The organism is Pseudomonas ulcerans (assembly GCF_036324125.1).
In the GTDB taxonomy this organism is placed as follows: Bacteria; Pseudomonadota; Gammaproteobacteria; order Pseudomonadales; family Pseudomonadaceae; genus Aquipseudomonas; species Aquipseudomonas ulcerans.
Genome location: NZ_JAZDQN010000017.1, coordinates 39,420 through 56,413 on the forward strand (window position 1 = coordinate 39,420; position 16,994 = coordinate 56,413).

The window sequence follows — 16,994 nt, forward strand, 5'->3', positions numbered from 1 at the left end:
CGCGGGAGTCGCATGAGCGCTCATCACCAGCATGGCCACGGCCATCACCATCACGGCCATGTGCATCTCAGCGCCGGCCTGCTGTCCCATGACGAACGTCGCCAGGCCGCGCGGCAACTGACCCTGGCCATGGTCGCCCTGGGCCTGCTCGGCCTCGGCCTGGTCTGGCGCTGGCTGGCACCCGGGCAGGCCAGCGTGGCGCAGGTCCTGCTTGGCATCGCCTCGTTGCTTGTGGCGGTGCCGGTACTGCGCTCGGCCTGGCACAGCCTGCGCCATCCGAGCCTGCACGGCATCACCGACCAGTTGATCGCCCTGGCCATGCTCGGCGCCTGGGCCACCGGCGACCTGGCCACGGCGGCGCTGCTGCCGATCATCATGATCCTTGGCCACGTGCTCGAAGAGCGCAGCGTGCTCGGCTCCCAGGAAGCCATCGCGGCCCTGGGTCGCCTGACCCGCAGCCAGGCGCGCCTGATCGGTAGCGATGGCCAGGTGCGTGAAGTCGACAACGCCAGCCTGCAAGCGGGCGACCTGGTGGAAGTTCGCGCCGGCGACCGGGTGCCGGCGGACGGCCGGGTCGTGGAGGGCCAGGCGAGCCTGGATACCGCGCCCATCACCGGCGAGGCGGTGCCCCAGGAGGTCGAGGTGGGCAGCGATATCCATGGTGGCGCGATCAACCTCGATGGTTTGCTGCGGGTGCGGGTCAGTCGCGTGGGCGACGACTCGACCCTGGGCAAGGTGATCGCCCTGATGCAGCGGGCGGAACAGGCCAAGCCACCGATCACTCGTTTGCTGGAACGCTATGCCGGACGCTATCTGCTGCTGGTGCTGTTGATCGCTGCTGCCACCTGGTTCATCACCAGCGATGCCCAGGCCATGCTCGCCGTACTGGTGGCAGCCTGTCCTTGCGCGCTGGTGCTCTCCGCGCCGGCGACTGCGGTGGCGGGCATTGCCGTCGCCGCGCGGCACGGCATCCTGATTCGCGGGTCGGCGTTCCTGGAGGAACTGGCCGACCTGTCGTCGCTGGTGATCGACAAGACCGGCACCCTGACCCATGGCGCGCTGCATCTGCGCCAGGTGGTGCCGGCCACGCCGGCGCTGGCGGAAGAGGACATCATCCGCCTGGCCGCCGGCCTTGGCGCGGCCAGCAGCCATCCCGTCAGCCGTGCGCTTGCGCGCCTTGTGCCCCACGAGCAGCAACTGCCGCTCAGCGAGCTGCACGAACGCCAGGGGTTCGGCGTGGTCGCCCACACCTCGCAAGGGCAAGCGGCATTGGGGCGTCCCGAGCTGTTCCAGCAACTGGGGATCGTGATCCCGGCCATTCCCGAACACGACGGTCCGATCGCCGGGCTGGCCATGAACGGGCGCTTCCTGGGCTGGCTGCTACTGGCCGACAGCGTTCGCCAGGAGGCGCCGCAAGCCTTGCAGCAACTGCGCGAGCTGGGGCTGCAGCGGCAACTGTTGCTGACCGGCGACCGCCATAGCGTGGCCGAGGCGGTGGCGACGCAGACCGGGATCAGCCGTGTCGTGTCCCAGGCCCTGCCGGAGGACAAGCTGCACCAGGTCAACCAGGAGCTGCGGGCCGGCTTCCGGCCCATGGTGGTGGGGGACGGCATCAACGATTCCCTGGCGCTCAAGGCCGGTGTGGTGGGGGTGGCGATGGGCGCAGGGGGCGCGGATATCGCCCTGGCAGCGGCGGATATCGTGCTGATCAACGGCGACCTGCGCCGCCTGGCCACCTGCGTGCGCCTGAGCCGGGCATGCCGGCGCACCTTGCAGTGGAACGTGCTGATCGGCCTCGGCTGGACCCTGGCGATCGTGGTCGCGGCGGCTTTCGGCCTGCTGGGTGCGGCGGGGGCGATGATCGCGGCGTTGCTGCATAACCTCAGTACGCTGCTGGTGCTGGGCAACGCCGGACGGTTGTTGCGTTACGACGAAACGGACGGTGGAGAACCGAGGCCGTAAGTACTAACGCTCGGCCGCCATGTGCTCGACGATCATGCTGCGCAACCAGCGCTCGCCCGGATCGTTGTCGGTGACCTCGCCCCAGACCATGGCCAGTTCAGAGGTGGCGATGGGGAAGGGTGGGTCTTCGGCGCGCAGGCCGCTGCCCTCGATCAGCGCCGCGGCGGCGAAGTCGGGAACGCAGGCCAGCAGCTCGGTGCCCGGCAGGATCGAGCGCAGGCCGCTGAACTGCGGCACGGCGAGCTTCACCCGCCGGGTACGGCCGACCCGGGCCAGATCATTGTCGATGTTGCCGCACAAGTCCCCGGAGAACGACACCAGCGCGTGGGGGCGCTCGCTGAAATCATCCAGGCTCAGGGGAGCGGGGCGGTCGTCACCGCGCAACACCTTGACCGCCATGTCGCGCAGTTTGCGACGCTTGGCGTTGGCCGGCAGGTCGGTGGTATAGCTGACCCCGACGGAGATCTCGCCCGAGGCCAGCATCCCCGACATCAGCAGGAAGTTCACCCGCCGCACCACCACGACCACCTCCGGCGCTTCCTCGCGGATCTGCTTGAGCAACTGGGGGAACAGGGCGAACTCGGCGTCATCGGAGAGGCCGATGCGGAAGGTGTCGCGATTGGTCGCCGGATCGAAATCGCGGGCGCGGCTGACGGCACTGGAAATGGTGTCCATCGCCGGTTGCAGTTCGCGGAGGATGGCCAGGGCGCGCAAGGTCGGCTCGAAACCGCGGCCGTTGCGCACCAGCAGTGGGTCGTCGAACAGGTCACGCAGACGGGCGAGGGCGGAGCTGACCGCCGGCTGGCCGAGGAACAGCTTTTCGGCGGCACGGGTGAGGTTGCGTTCGAACATCAGGGTTTCGAAGATCACCAGCAGGTTCAGGTCGATGCGGCGCAGGTCGTTGCGGTTCATGCTGGTTCCTTGAGGGGCGCGTTTTCAGGCCGCCAGTATCGTGGCGCGAGAGGAGAGTGCCAATAGCGTGTGGGCCGGTAGAACTTATATAACTCAACTAAATAATCATTTTGTTGAGTTATAAATAAGACTTATTTATCAGCAAGGCAGGGCACGACACAACCAGATCGTGAGGCCGCCACTTTGCGGGTCTTCGACAACATGGTCCAGCACTTCGAAGCCGTGTTCCTGCAGCAGATTCGCATACTCCTGCGGGTCGAGACTGGCGTGATACAGCGTCTCGCCCTGGAATTCGCCGAGGGCTTCGCCCAGCCCGGTACCACTGGTGAACATCAATAGCGCACCGGGTGCCGCATGGCGCTGGAACAAGGGGAACATCCCGCGCTGATCGTCGTAGTGCAGATGGAAAAAGCTGTTCCAGGCCAGGATGCCGTCGAACCGACGGTTCAGGTCGAGGGTGCGCATGTCCGCTTGAATCCAGGTGTGCCCGGCGAAGCGCTCACGACACATCGCGATCATGCGTGCGGACGAGTCCACACCGGTGACCGCGTGGCCAGCCTCGATCATGGCGCCTGCAACGGGCTGGCCGGCACCACAGCCCAGATCCAGCACGCCCGAAGATGGCGGCAACGATGAAGCGAAACGTTCGATCCACTTGCGGTCGTTGAAATGGTTGCTGCGCAGGCGATCCCAATGGCGGGCGTGGCGATCGTAGAGCGCGATGATATGGCGGGCGGATGGGTGATGAGGCATGGATGGCAACCCCGGTGGAAATCTGTGAAGTCTGGGGTTGCTCATCTACTATGGCAACCCGTCAAGGGAATGAGCCAGAGCCATGCGTGGATTCACCGTACTGTCGTTGTTTGTTTTCCCCGTGATCGCCTGGGGCGATTGCACAGAGCACCTGTCAGCCTGGGCCCAGGCGCTGCATCCGACGCTGGAATTCGATAGCGAGCATGCCGTGTGCAAGGTCAATCCGGCAGACCCAGGCCAGCTGCTGGCGGCCTTGCCAATCGAAACCAATGTCGACGAAGACCGGCAAGGTGACTACGGCCTGGAGGTCGTGGTTGCCGATGCTGTCAGCGGCAAGATCGTTGGTCATCATTACCAGGAGGCGGCGATTGTCTCCGATGCGGTGCAGTTCAGCAGCCTGGCGCTGGACACGGCGCGCTATCAGGTTGCGCCCGGGCTTCGCGCATTTGGCGTACGCATCGGTCATACGGGTGCGTCGCGGGTCAATCCGTTCGGCAGCGAGACGCTCAAGCTTTATGTGTACGACAGCACGCAACTGCGCCAGGTCATGAACGAGCTCGTGGTCAATCAAAGCGGCGGCGAATGGGATGGCGTCTGTGCCGGCGAATTCAACGAGACTAAACGAACGGTGGCTATTGGCAAGCCTGGCAAGGATGGGTTCGCCAGCTTGCGGGTAAGCGAAAAGTCGACTGGCAGTCGCGCCGTGGTCAAAGGCGATGATGACTGCGAGGAAATCGAGAGTGCCTCGACGACGGCGACGTATGTGTTGGAGTACGACGGTAATCGGTATGGGGTGCCCAAGGGGTTGTCGTATTAGTCGGGAGGCTTTGGTGGAGGTCGAAATCTGGCCTCCACTGGGTGGCAACGATCAGTACGAAGGTTCGTATAATGTATATTATGTTAAATTGCGTATGAAGAAGAGCCACCACGGTCATTCGAGGCGCTCTCTCCATAGCTTCCGCTCTTCTAATAAATGAGCTCCTCGGCAATCCCCGCCAACTGACACCCGACCTTGTCCTTCAGAACCTCAATGAACCGGGTGATCTTGGCATCGATAAACTGCCTCGACGAATACACCGCGTACACGTTCCGCTCCTCAGTGAAGTAATCAGGAAGCACACGGATCAGTTTTCCCGCCCGCAGATCGTCGATGGCTGCGAATCCTGCCAGCAAGCCAATACCCGCACCGCTTCCGACAGCGACAGACATGGCCTCCATGTCATTCACACTGAAGCCTGGCCCGCTGGGGATGAACGTTGCATCGCCCATTCGGCTCTTGAGCTGCCACTCATCCCGGGCGTAATCGACGGTACCCAGCAAGAGACATCGATGATCAACCAGATCCGCAGGTGTCTCGGGCGCTCCGTGGATCTCCAGGTAACCTGGTGATGCCACCAGCACGCAGTGGCTGACTCCGATTTTCTGGCTCACATAGCTTGAGTCTGGCAGCACCCTGGCGATCTGGATCGACACGTCCAGCTGGTCTTCAAGCAGGTTTGGCATGCGCTGGGAAAGCATCAAGTCGACCGTTACCTCAGCAAACGCCTTGCGGTATTCCAGTGCGGCCTCGGTTACAAGGTGTCGAGCAAGCCCGGGCACACAATGAACGCGAAGCGTACCCCGAGGTTGAAGCAATGCATTGCTCGCCTCTGCTTCAGCGTTTTCCAGGTCGGCCAGGATAACGGTGCAGCGCTCATAGAATCGCCTGCCTGCATCGGTGACTGACAAGCGCCGGGTGGAGCGCTGGAGTAGCCGTGCATCCAGCATCTGCTCCAGCGCCGACACCGCCCTCGATACATTCCCCACCGTGGAATCGAGGTGATTGGCTACGGCCGTGAAGCTGCCCATCTCAACGACCTTCACGAACACCGACATATTGGAAAACTTGTCCATCGCCCTCTTCCCTTGTGCCGACCCATTTACCTGCAACTGTGTGCAAATCGGTCGGGATTTTGAAGTGATTCTGTCTTTCTGCACAACAATCATTCCCGTCAGCCGGGCTAAATCCATGCCGGCGACCTCCATAGACTCAATTTCACGGGCCGGCGCCAGCCACCGTCTTCCGAACCCTGCGCAACTTCGCAGTGCAGTTCAAACAGAGAACCCTATGAAGGTCACAGCCATGAACACACCCTATGACTCGCTCTATCTTTTCATCGGCGGCAAATGGATCGACGCAGACGGTCGCAAGACTGCGACCGTCAGAAACCCCGCAACTGAAGAAATCATCGGTCAGGTGCCGCTGGCTACTGCCGACGAGCTGGATCTGGCCCTCGAGGTGGCACAGAAAGGGTTCGAGCAATGGCGCAACACGGTTCCAGCTGAGCGTGCCCGGGTTCTCAAACGTGCTGCCGACCTGATCCTGGAGCGTACGGCACACATCGCTGCGCAGATGACGCTAGAAGAAGGCAAGCCCATTGGCGAAGCCATGGATGAGGTCACCCGGGCGGCAGAGTATTTCGAATGGTTCGCTGAAAGTGCGCGTCGCATCGATGGCCGTGTGGTACCCGCCAACCGCCCCGGTGTGCTGCAACTGGTCAAGCGCCAGCCCATAGGCCCGGTGGCAGCGTTCACACCCTGGAATTTTCCGGCAATCACGCCGGCGCGCAAATTGTCTGCCGCGCTTGCCGCCGGTTGCAGCGTCATTCTCAAGCCTGGTGAGGAAAGCCCCTCCACTGCCCTCGCCCTTGCTCGGGCCCTGGATGATGCCGGGTTACCGAAAGGTGTGCTGCAGGTCGTGTTTGGAGTGCCCGATGAGGTCTCCAGCCAGCTGATCGCTTCACCGATTATCCGCAAAGTGACCTTCACGGGCTCTGTGCCCATTGGCCGTCTGTTGTCGAGTCGCGCAGCTGAAGGCGTCAAGCCGATCACGCTTGAGCTGGGTGGCCATGGCCCGGTGCTGGTGTTCGATGATGCCGACGTGGAGCGAGCCGCGGTGGAGGGCGTCGCCAACCGCTTCCGCGGTACCGGCCAGGTCTGCATTTCATCGACCCGTTTCCTGGTTCAACGGGGTGTCTACCAACAATTCGTCGATCAATTCGTTGCCGCCACCAAGGCACTGAGGGTCGGCAACGGCATGCACCCCCATACCCAGGTCGGGCCGCTCGCCAATCTGCGGCAACTGAACAAGATGGAGGAACTGGTGGCTGATGCCGTCGCCAAGGGAGCGCAGGTGCTGGCCGGGGGCGAAGCCTTGCCAGGGCCAGGTTTCTTCTTTGCCCCCACCGTGTTGGCCGATGTGCCGATGGATGCTCGGGTCATGCACGAAGAACCGTTCGGCCCGATCGCTATCTTGATGCCATTCGAAAGGCTGGTGGATGGATTGGCCGAGGCAAATCGCCTGCCCTATGGCCTGTCGGCCTATGCGTTCACCAGCAATGCGCGGACGGCAATCGATGTTGCCGATGGCTTGGAGGCCGGCATGATCGGGATCAATCAGTACCGCATCGTCGCCACGGAGCTTCCCTTCGGCGGCATCAAGGAGAGTGGTCACGGCTCGGAAGGCGGCATCGAAGGTATCGAGCACTACCTCACCCACAAATTCATCAGCCAGGTTTGAGGAGCTGCCCCCATGAAAGCGATCACCTTTGAAACCTTTGGCGGCCCAGAAGTCCTCCAGGTGACTGATGTACCCGTGCCGGAAGTCCGTCCCGCCGACCTGCTGGTCCGCGTGCACGCTGCCGGCGTCAATCGAGCTGATCTAACCCATCGTACCGGTGGCTATGGGCGCCCCGACTTCGGCGACTCGCTGATCATCGGCCTGGAAATTTCGGGTGAGGTGATCGAGGTTGGAAGTGAGGTCTCAGGCTATCAAGTCGGCGATCGAGTGATGGGGGTTGTGGGTGGCGGCGCCTATGCTGAAATCGCGCGCATTGATTACCGCATGGCGATGCCGATTCCTGCCGATCTCGACTACGTGCATGCTGCGGCGATCCCGGAAGTCTTTGTGACCGCTCACGAAGCAATGATCCACCTGGCGAAACTGAAACAAGGCGAATCGGTACTCATCCATGCCGCTGCCGGCGGCGTAGGTTCGGCAGCCGTACAGCTTGCTTACGCTACAGGCGCCAAGGTTTTCGCCACGACCGATGGCGGCAAACTGTCCCGAGTCGAGCATCTGGGGGCCGACTTCGCCATCGATTACAAAACGCAGGACTTCGCCCAGGTCGTAGCCAGGCACACGGATGGGCAAGGTGTGGATGTCATCATCGATTTTGTAGGTGAGCCCTACTTCACCAGGAATATCAAGTCGCTCGCCAAGGGTGGCCGCCTGGTGCAGGTCGGTATCCTGGGCGGTGGGGGCGATGTCGGCCTCAGGCTGGAGGACATTCTGTATCGCCATCTGCAGATCATCGGCACGGTGATGAAGTCCCGCACACAGTCTGAAAAGCATGGGATGGTCAGGCGCTTCCGCGAACATTGGCTCGATCGCTTCGAGGGAGGAGGCAGTCTCGAACCTGTGGTCGATAGCACCTTCCCGTTGGCGCGAGCCGCGGATGCTCACCGGAAAATGGAGGCCTCACTCAACGTCGGGAAAATCATTCTGACTATGCCGCCTGGAGCCTGACTTGGAGCCAACCCTGGCTGTGATGAGCCAGGATTAGCCCACTTGCCCGCTCCGGCGGGCTTTCTTTTGTGCGCAGCACGCTCCTGGCGCGCTATTCTGTAGATGGGAATGGACAATTGCGGAACGGAGGTCATTCAGTAGCAATTTGAAGCCGGCCTCCTTTCCACACGTTAGCTTCCCGGCAAGTCGGCTGAAGTTGAGCATGGTGGTGGTGGTACTCGATAAACGCTTCGGTTACCTGACGATTGGCCAAAGCAAGCGTCATCCCGTTTCCGACCACCTGCAGGTTGGGTAGCTCTATCTCGTGCTCGCTACAGAACTGTTCCAGTAGACGCCAGAATGCGACCTTATGATCGATGTGCAAGTCGTTGGGATGAGCAATTTCAACGCCCTTTATCGCGCACTTCACAGGCCATTCCAGGGACTCGCGAAAAGCCTCCATCTGCGGTCTAACAGCAAACCTCAATGCTTCACAGACCTTTCCATGATGGGATTGAGTTACGCCAGTGATACAGCGTTTGTAGGAGAAGCTGTCGCTCGTGCCATCGAAACGCACTAACCGAAGTCCGCGGCCTGCGAGTTGATTTCTCTCCAATCGGAAATGATCAACGCCCACACCGATTTTCCTGTCTGCCTCAGGATGCAGCGCCAGCAGCAAGTGTAGTTTCTGCACGGCGACTGGATGATTAATCTGCCCGAGGTCGGCACTGCGGATGAAGTGCTTAAGGCGATCCAAGAGAGCTTGTTTGGATGGGTATTCGAATGGGCCTAACCAGTACATCCATGTACTCCTTCAGGAGCCTATGCCATATCTTCAGCGGATATTGGCACCGCGGTAGGAGGTTGGTCGGGAGCTGCCTGGTTGGTGATACCAAACGGGATATGCACCGATGGTACGACGGCACTCGCTGATTTGAGATGACCTGATTGGTCATCAAAGAAGATATGGGGTTTGAGTACAGCTAGCACTTTCCCCTTCTCGATACCGCCGAGGAAGAAGGCATCGTTCGCCATCACGCCCCAACTCTTGAGTGTATTCAGTGCACGCTCATGGGAAGGTGCATTTCGGGCTGTGACGATGGACACTCGAATGCGGTTTTTGTAAGCCGGGTTGCGCTTTTTGTGTTCTTCCTCCACGGACTGGATTTTTGCCAATCGCACCATGAACTCTTTCAAAGGCCCAGGGTTATGGGGCTGCATGACATTTTTGACTTCATGATCGTGGAACTTCGTGAGCCCACCTGTCTGCATCACGGCTTCTGACTCGTCGCCGGCAAGGACACCATCAAAGTCGAATGCAATACGCAAGGTATGGTCGCTCTCATCGTCATCAAACTTTGAATCTAGCATCCGTCCTGCAGGATGGTCAGCTTTGATCGCAGCATCCACATCCTCTTTGTCTCCTGATAGAAAGAGAGCAATATTCAACGCCGGGATGTATTCATATGGGGACTGGCCCTGCATAAAAATGGCACGCGTCATGGGGAGGCCATAGTACTCGATGGTCTTCATCACACGCATGCCCGTGTCGGGATCATTCTTAGAAAGCAGAACCACCTCAACCAGAGGGTCGGATGGATCGGGTGAAAGGTCGTTCACTGACAAAAGACGCTTGATGAAGGGATAGGCGATCCCTTTTGGCAAGGGGTTATTCAGGTTTGCTTCCTGAAATTTGCGGTATTTTTCCTCACCGTCGCTTTTGAATACAGAGTCAGACTCACGTAGATCAAACACAGCACTGGAAGCCACACCAATGACCAGGCGACCTTTTAGCTCATAAGGCATACAGCTCTCCATAGATGACGCTTGATTCATGAACCCCCGACCAGCCCGTGCACCTGATCGAGTCATACTCCAAAGTTCAGGGTCAATTAGCAACTGCCGAGTTAACCCAGAAAATTCCATTTTTTGACGTCTCTTTCAATTTCGACCAAGGATCAACCTAGCTCGAAGCCATATGCTCCAGACACTCCTGCACACCGAGACTGGCATCCTCCATCTCGGCCACAGCCTTGAGCAAACCTGGCACATCATTCAGGGCATGCGCCTTCAACGCCACAAACGCGGCATCATGCACACGCTTGTGCGGCGCCTCCATGTCCCGATAACCCGGTAGCTGGGAGTAGCTCGTCTTCCCTTCCCCTTCGTAATACCACTTGCCCAGCCGGCAATGGGTATGCGCCGCAAAGCTGCTCTCGGTCTCGGTGGAAATGCCGAACAGCACCTTGTAGACCCGGAACTTGTAGATCAGATGATCAACCTTCGCCAGCTCGCAGAAACTGCGCAGCGCCGAGGACGACACCGCTTGTTCTGTCTTGGTCGACATGTCCAGCAAACGCCGCATGGTATCGGCCGCCGCTTGGCCATCCTGGCTGAACGTCGCCGAACGCGAAGCCAGCACGGCGATCTGGTCGCGGCTGTCGGCACTGTCCTGGCGAATCTGGCCGACCAGTTGGGTGATATCCGCCGTAGCCTCGGCAGTACGCTTGGCCAGCTTGCGCACCTCGTCGGCCACCACCGCGAACCCCCGTCCCGCATCGCCCGCCCGCGCCGCCTCGATGGCCGCATTGAGCGCCAGGAGGTTGGTCTGGTCGGCGATTTCCCGAATCATCTGCAGGATGCCGCCCACCTTCTGCGCCTGCTCGTCCAGTTGCCCGACCCGTTGCGACGCATCCTCGGAAGAGGATGCGAGGGTCTGCAGGTTGCCGGCGATCATGTCGATGGATTGCCGGCTTTCCCGGGTGATGAGCTGGGCCTCGACCGCATGCTGCTTTTCATCGCCCATGCAGCCTGCCAGGCTGGCAAAGGATGACTGGGTCAGTTCCAGGGAATGGGAGAACGTTGCAAGGTTGGCCGCCAGGTCGACGAACTTGCGACTGTTGGCCTGGCATTCGGCTGCTTGCCGCTCGGCCTCCCGAGTCCGTTGATCCGCTGCGGCGAGGTCGGATTCCGCTGCCTGCAAGGCCTGTTTCAGACGTTGCACCTCGGCGCTCTCTTGCGCCTCCTTGTTCCACCACCACACGTGCATTTCTCCCCTGCTGATTAACCATCGAGGACATTGTCAGCCGGAAAGACGGCCTCAGGCGTGACCTGCATCTATGTAGCGTTGAAAACCGGGCCACCCTTCTCCTGACCTGTCGCACCAAGCAAAACGCCATCAGCCTTGCTAGACTCACGCACCGCCAGACTTTTCACACCGTGGTTGCCGAGCAAAGGACATGCATCGACCCGCAGGACGCCGTCAAACCCTCGCCTGGATCCTCTACGCCAGCCTGCTGTTCACCCTGCTGCACTGCGGCCTGGGACACGGCCAGGCGGCAGGCCTGGTGCTGGCGGGTGTCGAGGGTGCGTTCTGCAGTCATTCCGGTACCACGCCGGCACCCGCACCTTTCGATCACTGGCTGGGTGACACCCTCGGGGGCGGCACCTCCCTCGACTGCCCGCTGTGCAGCCACACCGGCGCCCCGGCCCTCCCCCTGCTGCTGACGGGTCTCGTCGGTGCCGGTCGCTTCCTGCGCAGCCTTCTACCCGATCATCCCTACGCCGCCCCACGGCATCGCTGGCCGCCCGCCAACCCCCGCGCCTCTCCTGCCCTGCACTGACCCTCGTCCATTGCCATCCCGCGCCCCCAGGCTTCAGCACATGGGAACACCCCTGCGCGCCGGGAAGCGCTGCATCACGACTCTTTGCACCAGGAACACTCAAGGCATGAACAACAAGACCCTCTGCTGCGCGGCCGCACTGGCCCTTTCCAGCGGCACCGTACTGGCCCAGCCTGACGCGGTGGAGCTGGACGCGACCGCGATCGTCGGCACCTCCGTCATCGACCAGAACAGCAGCGACAGCTTCGCCAGCCTGACCACCACCGTCGGCCGGGAGCAGATCCGCGACCTGAACGCCCTCGACCTCTCTTCTGCGTTGCGGCGCACGCCCGGCGTGGTGGTCTCGCGCTTCAATCCGGTAGGTTCGTTCGGCGGCGCCGAAGGTGGCGCGGTGTATATCCGCGGCATGGGTGCCAGCCGCCCGGGCAGCGAGATCAAGACCTACATCGACGGCGTGCCCTTCTACATGGGCGTCTGGGGCCATCCCTTGCTGGATCTGCTGCCCATCAATGCCATGGACAGCATCAGCGTCCACAAGGGGCCACAGCCGCAGAAGTTCGGCAACACCTTCGCCGCCATCGACCTGACGCCCCGGGTCGCCGAAGCGGGGGACAACCACCACGGCGAACTGCAGTTGACCGGCGGCAGCTTCCGCACCGCCACCGAGCAAGCGAGCCTGATCGGCCGTGAAGGTGCCTTCGACTACCTGCTGGCCCAGGGCGCGGCGCACTCCGATGGCGACCGCAGCGACGGCGATGGCCGCCTGAACAATGGCCTCGCCCGCCTGGGCTATCGCCTGAACGACAACTGGAGCACGGGACTGCTGGTGCTGCACGCCAACAACCAGGTTTCCGACCCCGGCCAGAAAGGCCTGCCGGACACCAGGAACGGTGAGTTCAACACGCGGGGAACGCTGGCCTCGTTGTCCCTGGCCCACGACCATGACTGGGGCAAGGGCAGCCTCAAGGTCTACCACAATGAAGGCCGCGGCGCGGCGCTTGACCAGACCGGACTGGACGGCGACACCATCAGTGACTTCGCCCTCCAGGGCATCCGCTGGGAAGAGCAACTGCGCCCGTGGCAAGGCGGTGAGGTCGCCCTGGGCCTCGACATCGACGAGAGCAAGGGTGAGGTGCGCTTCAAACGCCTCGCGCCGGCAGTGCCTGCGAAGTTCGAGGCTCCAACCCTGCGCGTGACCTCGCCGCATCTGGCGCTCAGCCATGCCTTTGTCCTCGATGACCGCTGGACACTGACACCCTCGGCCGGCGTGCGCACCTACGATCACAATGTCTTCGAAAGCGCGACCGCGCCTCACGCCGGACTGCTGCTCTCATCGGAGAATGTCGAGTTCCGCGCCAATGCCTCGCGCGGCATCAACTACCCAGGCCTGGAAGCCTCGGTGATGTCGAGCCTCATACCGGCCCTGGGCGACACCTGGAAAGACCTGAAACCGGAGAAGGTCGACCATCAGGAACTGGGTGTGCGCTTCAACCCGATCGACAGCACCACCCTGGACCTGGCGGTATTCAAGGACAAGCTGCAGGACCGCTACCTGTTCGCCTTCCCGCCGGCGGTATCGCGACCGTCGTACATCAACCTGGGCGACTACAGCATGAAGGGCGCCGAAGCCACCTGGCAGCAGCGCTGGACCGGCAACTGGAGCAGCTTCGTCGGCTTCACCTGGCTCGATCCGTCGCTCAAGACCTTGCCTTACGCGCCGCGGAAGTCGTTGTCGCTGGGTACGACCTACGAGATCGGCCAGTGGCGGCTGTCCGCCGATGCGCAGTATCAGCAGGACATGTACGTGCTGGCTGAAGAACGCAGCGCCGGCGCCAGCAACTTCTCCAGGGTCGACAGCTTCACCGTGGTCAACCTGCGTGTCGGCTACGCCGTGCCAGCGCTGGGCAAGGTCGGGGAACTGTTCGTTGCCGTGGAAAACCTGTTCGACCGCGACTACGCCTACCGCACCAGCTACCCGATGCCCGGAACCTCGGCGCAACTGGGTGTGAAGATGGGCTTCTGAGCCCCACAGGACGCTGCCGGCATTCGGCCGGCAGCCTTTGAAAAGGAAGATCCACATGCAGATGAAAGCACCGATCCTGGCCCTGTTCCTGGCCTGCAGCCCGTTGCTGGCCGTTGCCGATGTCAGTAGCGAGCAACAGAGTATCGAGCACCTGATGCGACACAACTTCGAACGTCCCGACGCCCCGCTGGATGTAGGCCCGGTCACCGTCGAGGGCGATCACGCCGTGGCCGGCTGGCTGCAGGACCAGCGGGGCGGCCGGGCGCTGTTGCGCAAGGGCCCGCAGGGATGGCGCGTGGTGTTGTGTGCCGGCGATTCGCTGCTGGAGGCGAAGACACTGCGCAGCGCCGGGCTGGACGAAAGCACGGCGGCCCAACTGAGCCGGGCGGTACGCAAGGCTGAAAGCACCCAGCCGGCGCAGCGGGTGAAGCAGTTCGCGTTGTTCCAGGGCGTGGTCAAGGTTGAACGTGATGCGGCTCATGGCAATCATTGACTTCAGCCTCGGTATTGGTTTTTTTGCTCATTCCCGTTGGCAACCATCAAACCATCGTGCGTGTCAGGTAATGGAACCAGTGCGGTAATAAGCCTGGTCGCATTCCATCCCTGACTGCGTTTTAGAGGAGCGCCACATGCAAATCATCGAATGCACCCTGAAGGACCTGGAGCAGGCCGCCCTCCTGTTCAACCAGTATCGGATCTTCTACGAGCTTCCCGACAACCTCGACGCCTCCCGCGATTTCCTCCAGGCCAACCTTCAGGACAACCGCTCCCGTATCTTTCTTGTCCTGGACGATCGCGGCAGCGCTGTCGCCTTCGCCCAGCTCTACCCGGCCCTCTGCTCCCTGGCGATGAAGCGTTTCTACTGGCTCTACGACCTTTTCGTCGCGCCTGAAGCACGCAAATCCGGCTACGCCCGCCACCTGATGAACCACCTCACCACCCTGCTCCGTGCCGAAGGCGCCGACCGTATCAGCCTCGATACCGCCACCTCGAACAAAGCCGCGCAGGCGCTCTACGAATCGCTGGGCTATGTGCGGGAAGGCGAATTCGTGACGTATCACCAGTACCTTTGACAAGGCGCAGTCACCGGGTGGCGCGCAGCACTTCCTGGATCTGCGCCACCACCTGCGCCGTCGCTTCTTCCACGGTGCCTTCGTTGCGACAGAGCATCCAGCCGTGCTCCGCCACGGCCCGCTCGAACGCTTCGGTACAGGCCACCTGCTCCGCCATCCTGAACATCACCGTGCTGCTCAGGCCGCGTGTCCGCGCCGCCGCCCGCGCCCAGGAAATCTCGGGCTCGGTGACGACGCCGACATGCAGGTCCGGCACCCGGACATCCCGCTCCAGGTTCAGTTGCAGGATCTCGTCGAAGGGAACCAGGCGACGAAACGCGGCATCGGACGGGTACCAGCGGTCGATCAGGATGATGCTGCCGGCGGGCTGCCTGGGCAGTACCTCCCGGGAGATCCAGACACGACTGTCGGCCAGGCGCTGGCAAATCGTCAGTTCCAGTTCACGGCTGGGGTGGCGGGCGACTTCGTTGACCAGGGCCATGGTCCCGGCCCGGCCGGGATCGTTGTTGCGCTCGCACAGGCGCACCACCTTTTCACCGGTGGCCCTCAAGGCCTGGGTGACAGCTTCCAGCAAGGTGGTCTTGCCGGTGCCCTTGGGGCCATCCAGCGAAACGAACAACGGATGATTCATGCTTCAGGTAACGATCAATTGAAGGGAGGGAGGTGAACTCTACCCTGATTTGCGGTGATCGGCGCTCCAGCACGCCACTCAGCGCCCCGATTCCAGCACCTGCTTGCCTACCCCATAAGCGGTCCCGCTGATTCCCAGGAAAATCAGCCAGGTCGGATCGAACACCGGATAGCTGAGTTGCTGCTGCACATGGAAGATCCCCACCACCAGCAAGAGGATATTCACCACCACCGCCTGGTAGCGATGCAACTGCTTGCGTTCGTCGAAACCGGTGAGCAGGTCGTACCAGAAACCGCGTGTCGGCACGTAGCCGCGGCCGCTGGGGGCATTGCGGTCGGTGATCCAGGACAGCCCCGCCGTGCCGACGCTGATGCCGAGCAGGACCAGCAGCGATCCGTCGATCCGGCGCAGGTCCCCGTACAGCAGCCAGAGGAACAGCCCGGTGGCGACGGCGAAGGTAAACCACAGCGCCATTTGCGTGCGGCTGAGGCTGAAGGACGCACGCACGGGCTGCCAGTCGAGCTTGCGCAGCGCCAGGCCGCAGCAGGTGCCGTCGACGTCCGCTGTCGCCACCGGCTCGCCGGCGAGGGCTTGATTGGCCAGGTATTCATATTGAGGCGCGCTAGCCGGATCGTAGGTGGCGTATTGGGCCTTGAGGTAGTCGTCGCGTGCCGCGCCGTCCGCCAACTGCGCCAATGCGACCCGCAGCAACTGGGCGTCTTTCCACCATGGCGGGATCGTTGCGTCCGACTCGTCGCGCAGGGTGTCCGTCGCTCTGCCGAGATACACAATGGCACCAATCACGAGCGCGACCAGCAACAGGGCAAACGACAACCTGTATCCGGTGGTGATGCTGACCGTTGTGCCCTGGCCACGCGACGGAATCATCGTCAGCGCGGCATCGTTGCTGGAGCGCCATCCCAGCGCCGCGTACAGCTCCTTGGAGGTGAACAAGGCACCATCGGCGTACAACATCGACCACAAGCGCTGGGTCTCCGGCCCCTGGCGGATTCTGAACCTGAGCTGGACAAACGGATCGACCGTTTCGGAGGCGATCAACAGCGCATCATTTGGCAGGGCCACGCCATTCAGATACAGCACGAACGCCCCACTCAAGTCGCCGTGCGACGCTTGCGAGGCGCTGAAGGCCGTCTTGTCCACGGCAATGATCAAGTCGCCGGTACCGACCAATGGACTGGTGTCGAGGCCAAGCGTGGCGCACGCCGGGTCGGGGTTGCTTTCACCCGTTGCCAGCGGCGTGCCGCTGCGCTCGGTCGGTTTGCTTTCGAAAAGCTCTGAATCCCTTACCACCACGCATTTTGTCGCCAGTTGCAAGCTGTCCTCGGCCTTCGCGCCTCCGGCGGCAAGCAGGTTCAGCGCCAGCAATGCGCCCATCAGTCGCCACAGTGTCTTGTTCATCGCACTCGTCCTTTGTCTCGATGATCCGCGGGCCGGATTGCACGCGGTTGGC

16 protein-coding genes and 1 pseudogene are annotated in these 16,994 nt (G+C 61.9%); 8 read left to right on the forward strand and 9 right to left on the reverse strand.

Features of this window, described 5'->3' with window-relative positions:
- The first annotated feature begins 12 nt into the window (after positions 1-12).
- Positions 13-1,962, forward strand: coding sequence for a cation-translocating P-type ATPase (locus V0R59_RS16685; RefSeq protein WP_330074011.1), 1,950 nt, complete (start codon positions 13-15; stop codon positions 1,960-1,962).
- 3 nt (positions 1,963-1,965) lie between these two features.
- On the opposite strand, the gene V0R59_RS16690 is transcribed toward V0R59_RS16685, so the two are convergent.
- Both V0R59_RS16690 and V0R59_RS16695 read right to left on the reverse strand, forming a co-directional pair.
- Entirely contained in the window at positions 1,966-2,874 is a 909-nt protein-coding gene (locus V0R59_RS16690) for a LysR family transcriptional regulator (RefSeq protein WP_330074012.1), read from the reverse strand.
- Positions 2,875-3,012: 138 nt separating this feature from the next.
- A complete protein-coding gene (locus V0R59_RS16695; protein ID WP_330074013.1) occupies positions 3,013-3,627 on the reverse strand; it encodes a class I SAM-dependent DNA methyltransferase in 615 nt (204 codons plus the stop codon).
- Positions 3,628-3,709: 82 nt separating this feature from the next.
- Here V0R59_RS16695 and V0R59_RS16700 point away from each other — a divergent pair, with 82 nt between their 5' ends.
- Entirely contained in the window at positions 3,710-4,444 is a 735-nt protein-coding gene (locus V0R59_RS16700) for a PA3715 family protein (RefSeq protein WP_330074014.1), read from the forward strand.
- 149 nt (positions 4,445-4,593) lie between these two features.
- On the opposite strand, the gene V0R59_RS16705 is transcribed toward V0R59_RS16700, so the two are convergent.
- Positions 4,594-5,520 carry a LysR family transcriptional regulator gene (locus V0R59_RS16705; protein ID WP_330074015.1) on the reverse strand — a complete coding sequence of 309 codons (927 nt, stop codon included), beginning with the start codon at positions 5,518-5,520 and terminating at the stop codon, positions 4,594-4,596.
- 229 nt (positions 5,521-5,749) lie between these two features.
- On the opposite strand from V0R59_RS16705, the gene V0R59_RS16710 reads away from it, so the two are divergent.
- Positions 5,750-7,186 carry an NAD-dependent succinate-semialdehyde dehydrogenase gene (locus V0R59_RS16710; RefSeq protein WP_330074016.1) on the forward strand — a complete coding sequence of 479 codons (1,437 nt, stop codon included), beginning with the start codon at positions 5,750-5,752 and terminating at the stop codon, positions 7,184-7,186.
- A 12-nt stretch (positions 7,187-7,198) separates the two neighbouring features.
- Positions 7,199-8,194, forward strand: a complete 996-nt coding sequence (locus V0R59_RS16715; protein ID WP_330074017.1) for an NAD(P)H-quinone oxidoreductase — start codon at positions 7,199-7,201, stop codon at positions 8,192-8,194.
- Between the two features lie 130 nt (positions 8,195-8,324).
- Here the strand turns inward: V0R59_RS16715 and V0R59_RS16720 are convergent, their stop codons facing one another.
- From V0R59_RS16720 to V0R59_RS31960, 4 genes and pseudogenes are all read right to left on the reverse strand, one after another.
- Positions 8,325-8,975: a DCL family protein gene (locus tag V0R59_RS16720; protein ID WP_330074018.1), complete on the reverse strand. Its 651-nt coding sequence runs from the start codon at positions 8,973-8,975 to the stop codon at positions 8,325-8,327.
- A 20-nt stretch (positions 8,976-8,995) separates the two neighbouring features.
- Positions 8,996-9,979, reverse strand: coding sequence for a 5'-nucleotidase (locus V0R59_RS16725; protein WP_330074019.1), 984 nt, complete (start codon positions 9,977-9,979; stop codon positions 8,996-8,998).
- 157 nt (positions 9,980-10,136) lie between these two features.
- A complete protein-coding gene (locus V0R59_RS31955; protein WP_375547353.1) occupies positions 10,137-10,538 on the reverse strand; it encodes a CZB domain-containing protein in 402 nt (133 codons plus the stop codon).
- A 12-nt stretch (positions 10,539-10,550) separates the two neighbouring features.
- Positions 10,551-10,811, reverse strand: a pseudogene (locus V0R59_RS31960) (methyl-accepting chemotaxis protein); the annotation flags it as partial.
- Positions 10,812-11,412: 601 nt separating this feature from the next.
- Between V0R59_RS31960 and V0R59_RS16735 the strand changes: the two are divergent.
- The 4 genes from V0R59_RS16735 to V0R59_RS16750 all read left to right on the forward strand — a co-directional run bounded on the left by V0R59_RS16735 (position 11,413) and on the right by V0R59_RS16750 (position 14,892).
- On the forward strand, positions 11,413-11,796 hold the full coding sequence (locus V0R59_RS16735) for a DUF2946 family protein (RefSeq protein ID WP_330074021.1): 384 nt from the start codon (positions 11,413-11,415) through the stop codon (positions 11,794-11,796).
- Positions 11,797-11,902: 106 nt separating this feature from the next.
- Positions 11,903-13,819: a TonB-dependent receptor gene (locus tag V0R59_RS16740; RefSeq protein ID WP_330074022.1), complete on the forward strand. Its 1,917-nt coding sequence runs from the start codon at positions 11,903-11,905 to the stop codon at positions 13,817-13,819.
- A gap of 55 nt (positions 13,820-13,874) precedes the next feature.
- A complete protein-coding gene (locus V0R59_RS16745) occupies positions 13,875-14,312 on the forward strand; it encodes a copper uptake system-associated protein (RefSeq protein WP_330074023.1) in 438 nt (145 codons plus the stop codon).
- A gap of 136 nt (positions 14,313-14,448) precedes the next feature.
- Complete coding sequence (locus V0R59_RS16750; RefSeq protein ID WP_330074024.1) at positions 14,449-14,892, forward strand: GNAT family N-acetyltransferase; 444 nt, start codon at positions 14,449-14,451, stop codon at positions 14,890-14,892.
- A gap of 10 nt (positions 14,893-14,902) precedes the next feature.
- Here the strand turns inward: V0R59_RS16750 and V0R59_RS16755 are convergent, their stop codons facing one another.
- Together V0R59_RS16755 and V0R59_RS16760 are read right to left on the reverse strand one after the other, a co-directional pair.
- Positions 14,903-15,523, reverse strand: coding sequence for a dTMP kinase (locus V0R59_RS16755; protein ID WP_330074025.1), 621 nt, complete (start codon positions 15,521-15,523; stop codon positions 14,903-14,905).
- Between the two features lie 78 nt (positions 15,524-15,601).
- Entirely contained in the window at positions 15,602-16,942 is a 1,341-nt protein-coding gene (locus tag V0R59_RS16760) for a hypothetical protein (protein ID WP_330074026.1), read from the reverse strand.
- Positions 16,943-16,994: the final 52 nt, after the last annotated feature.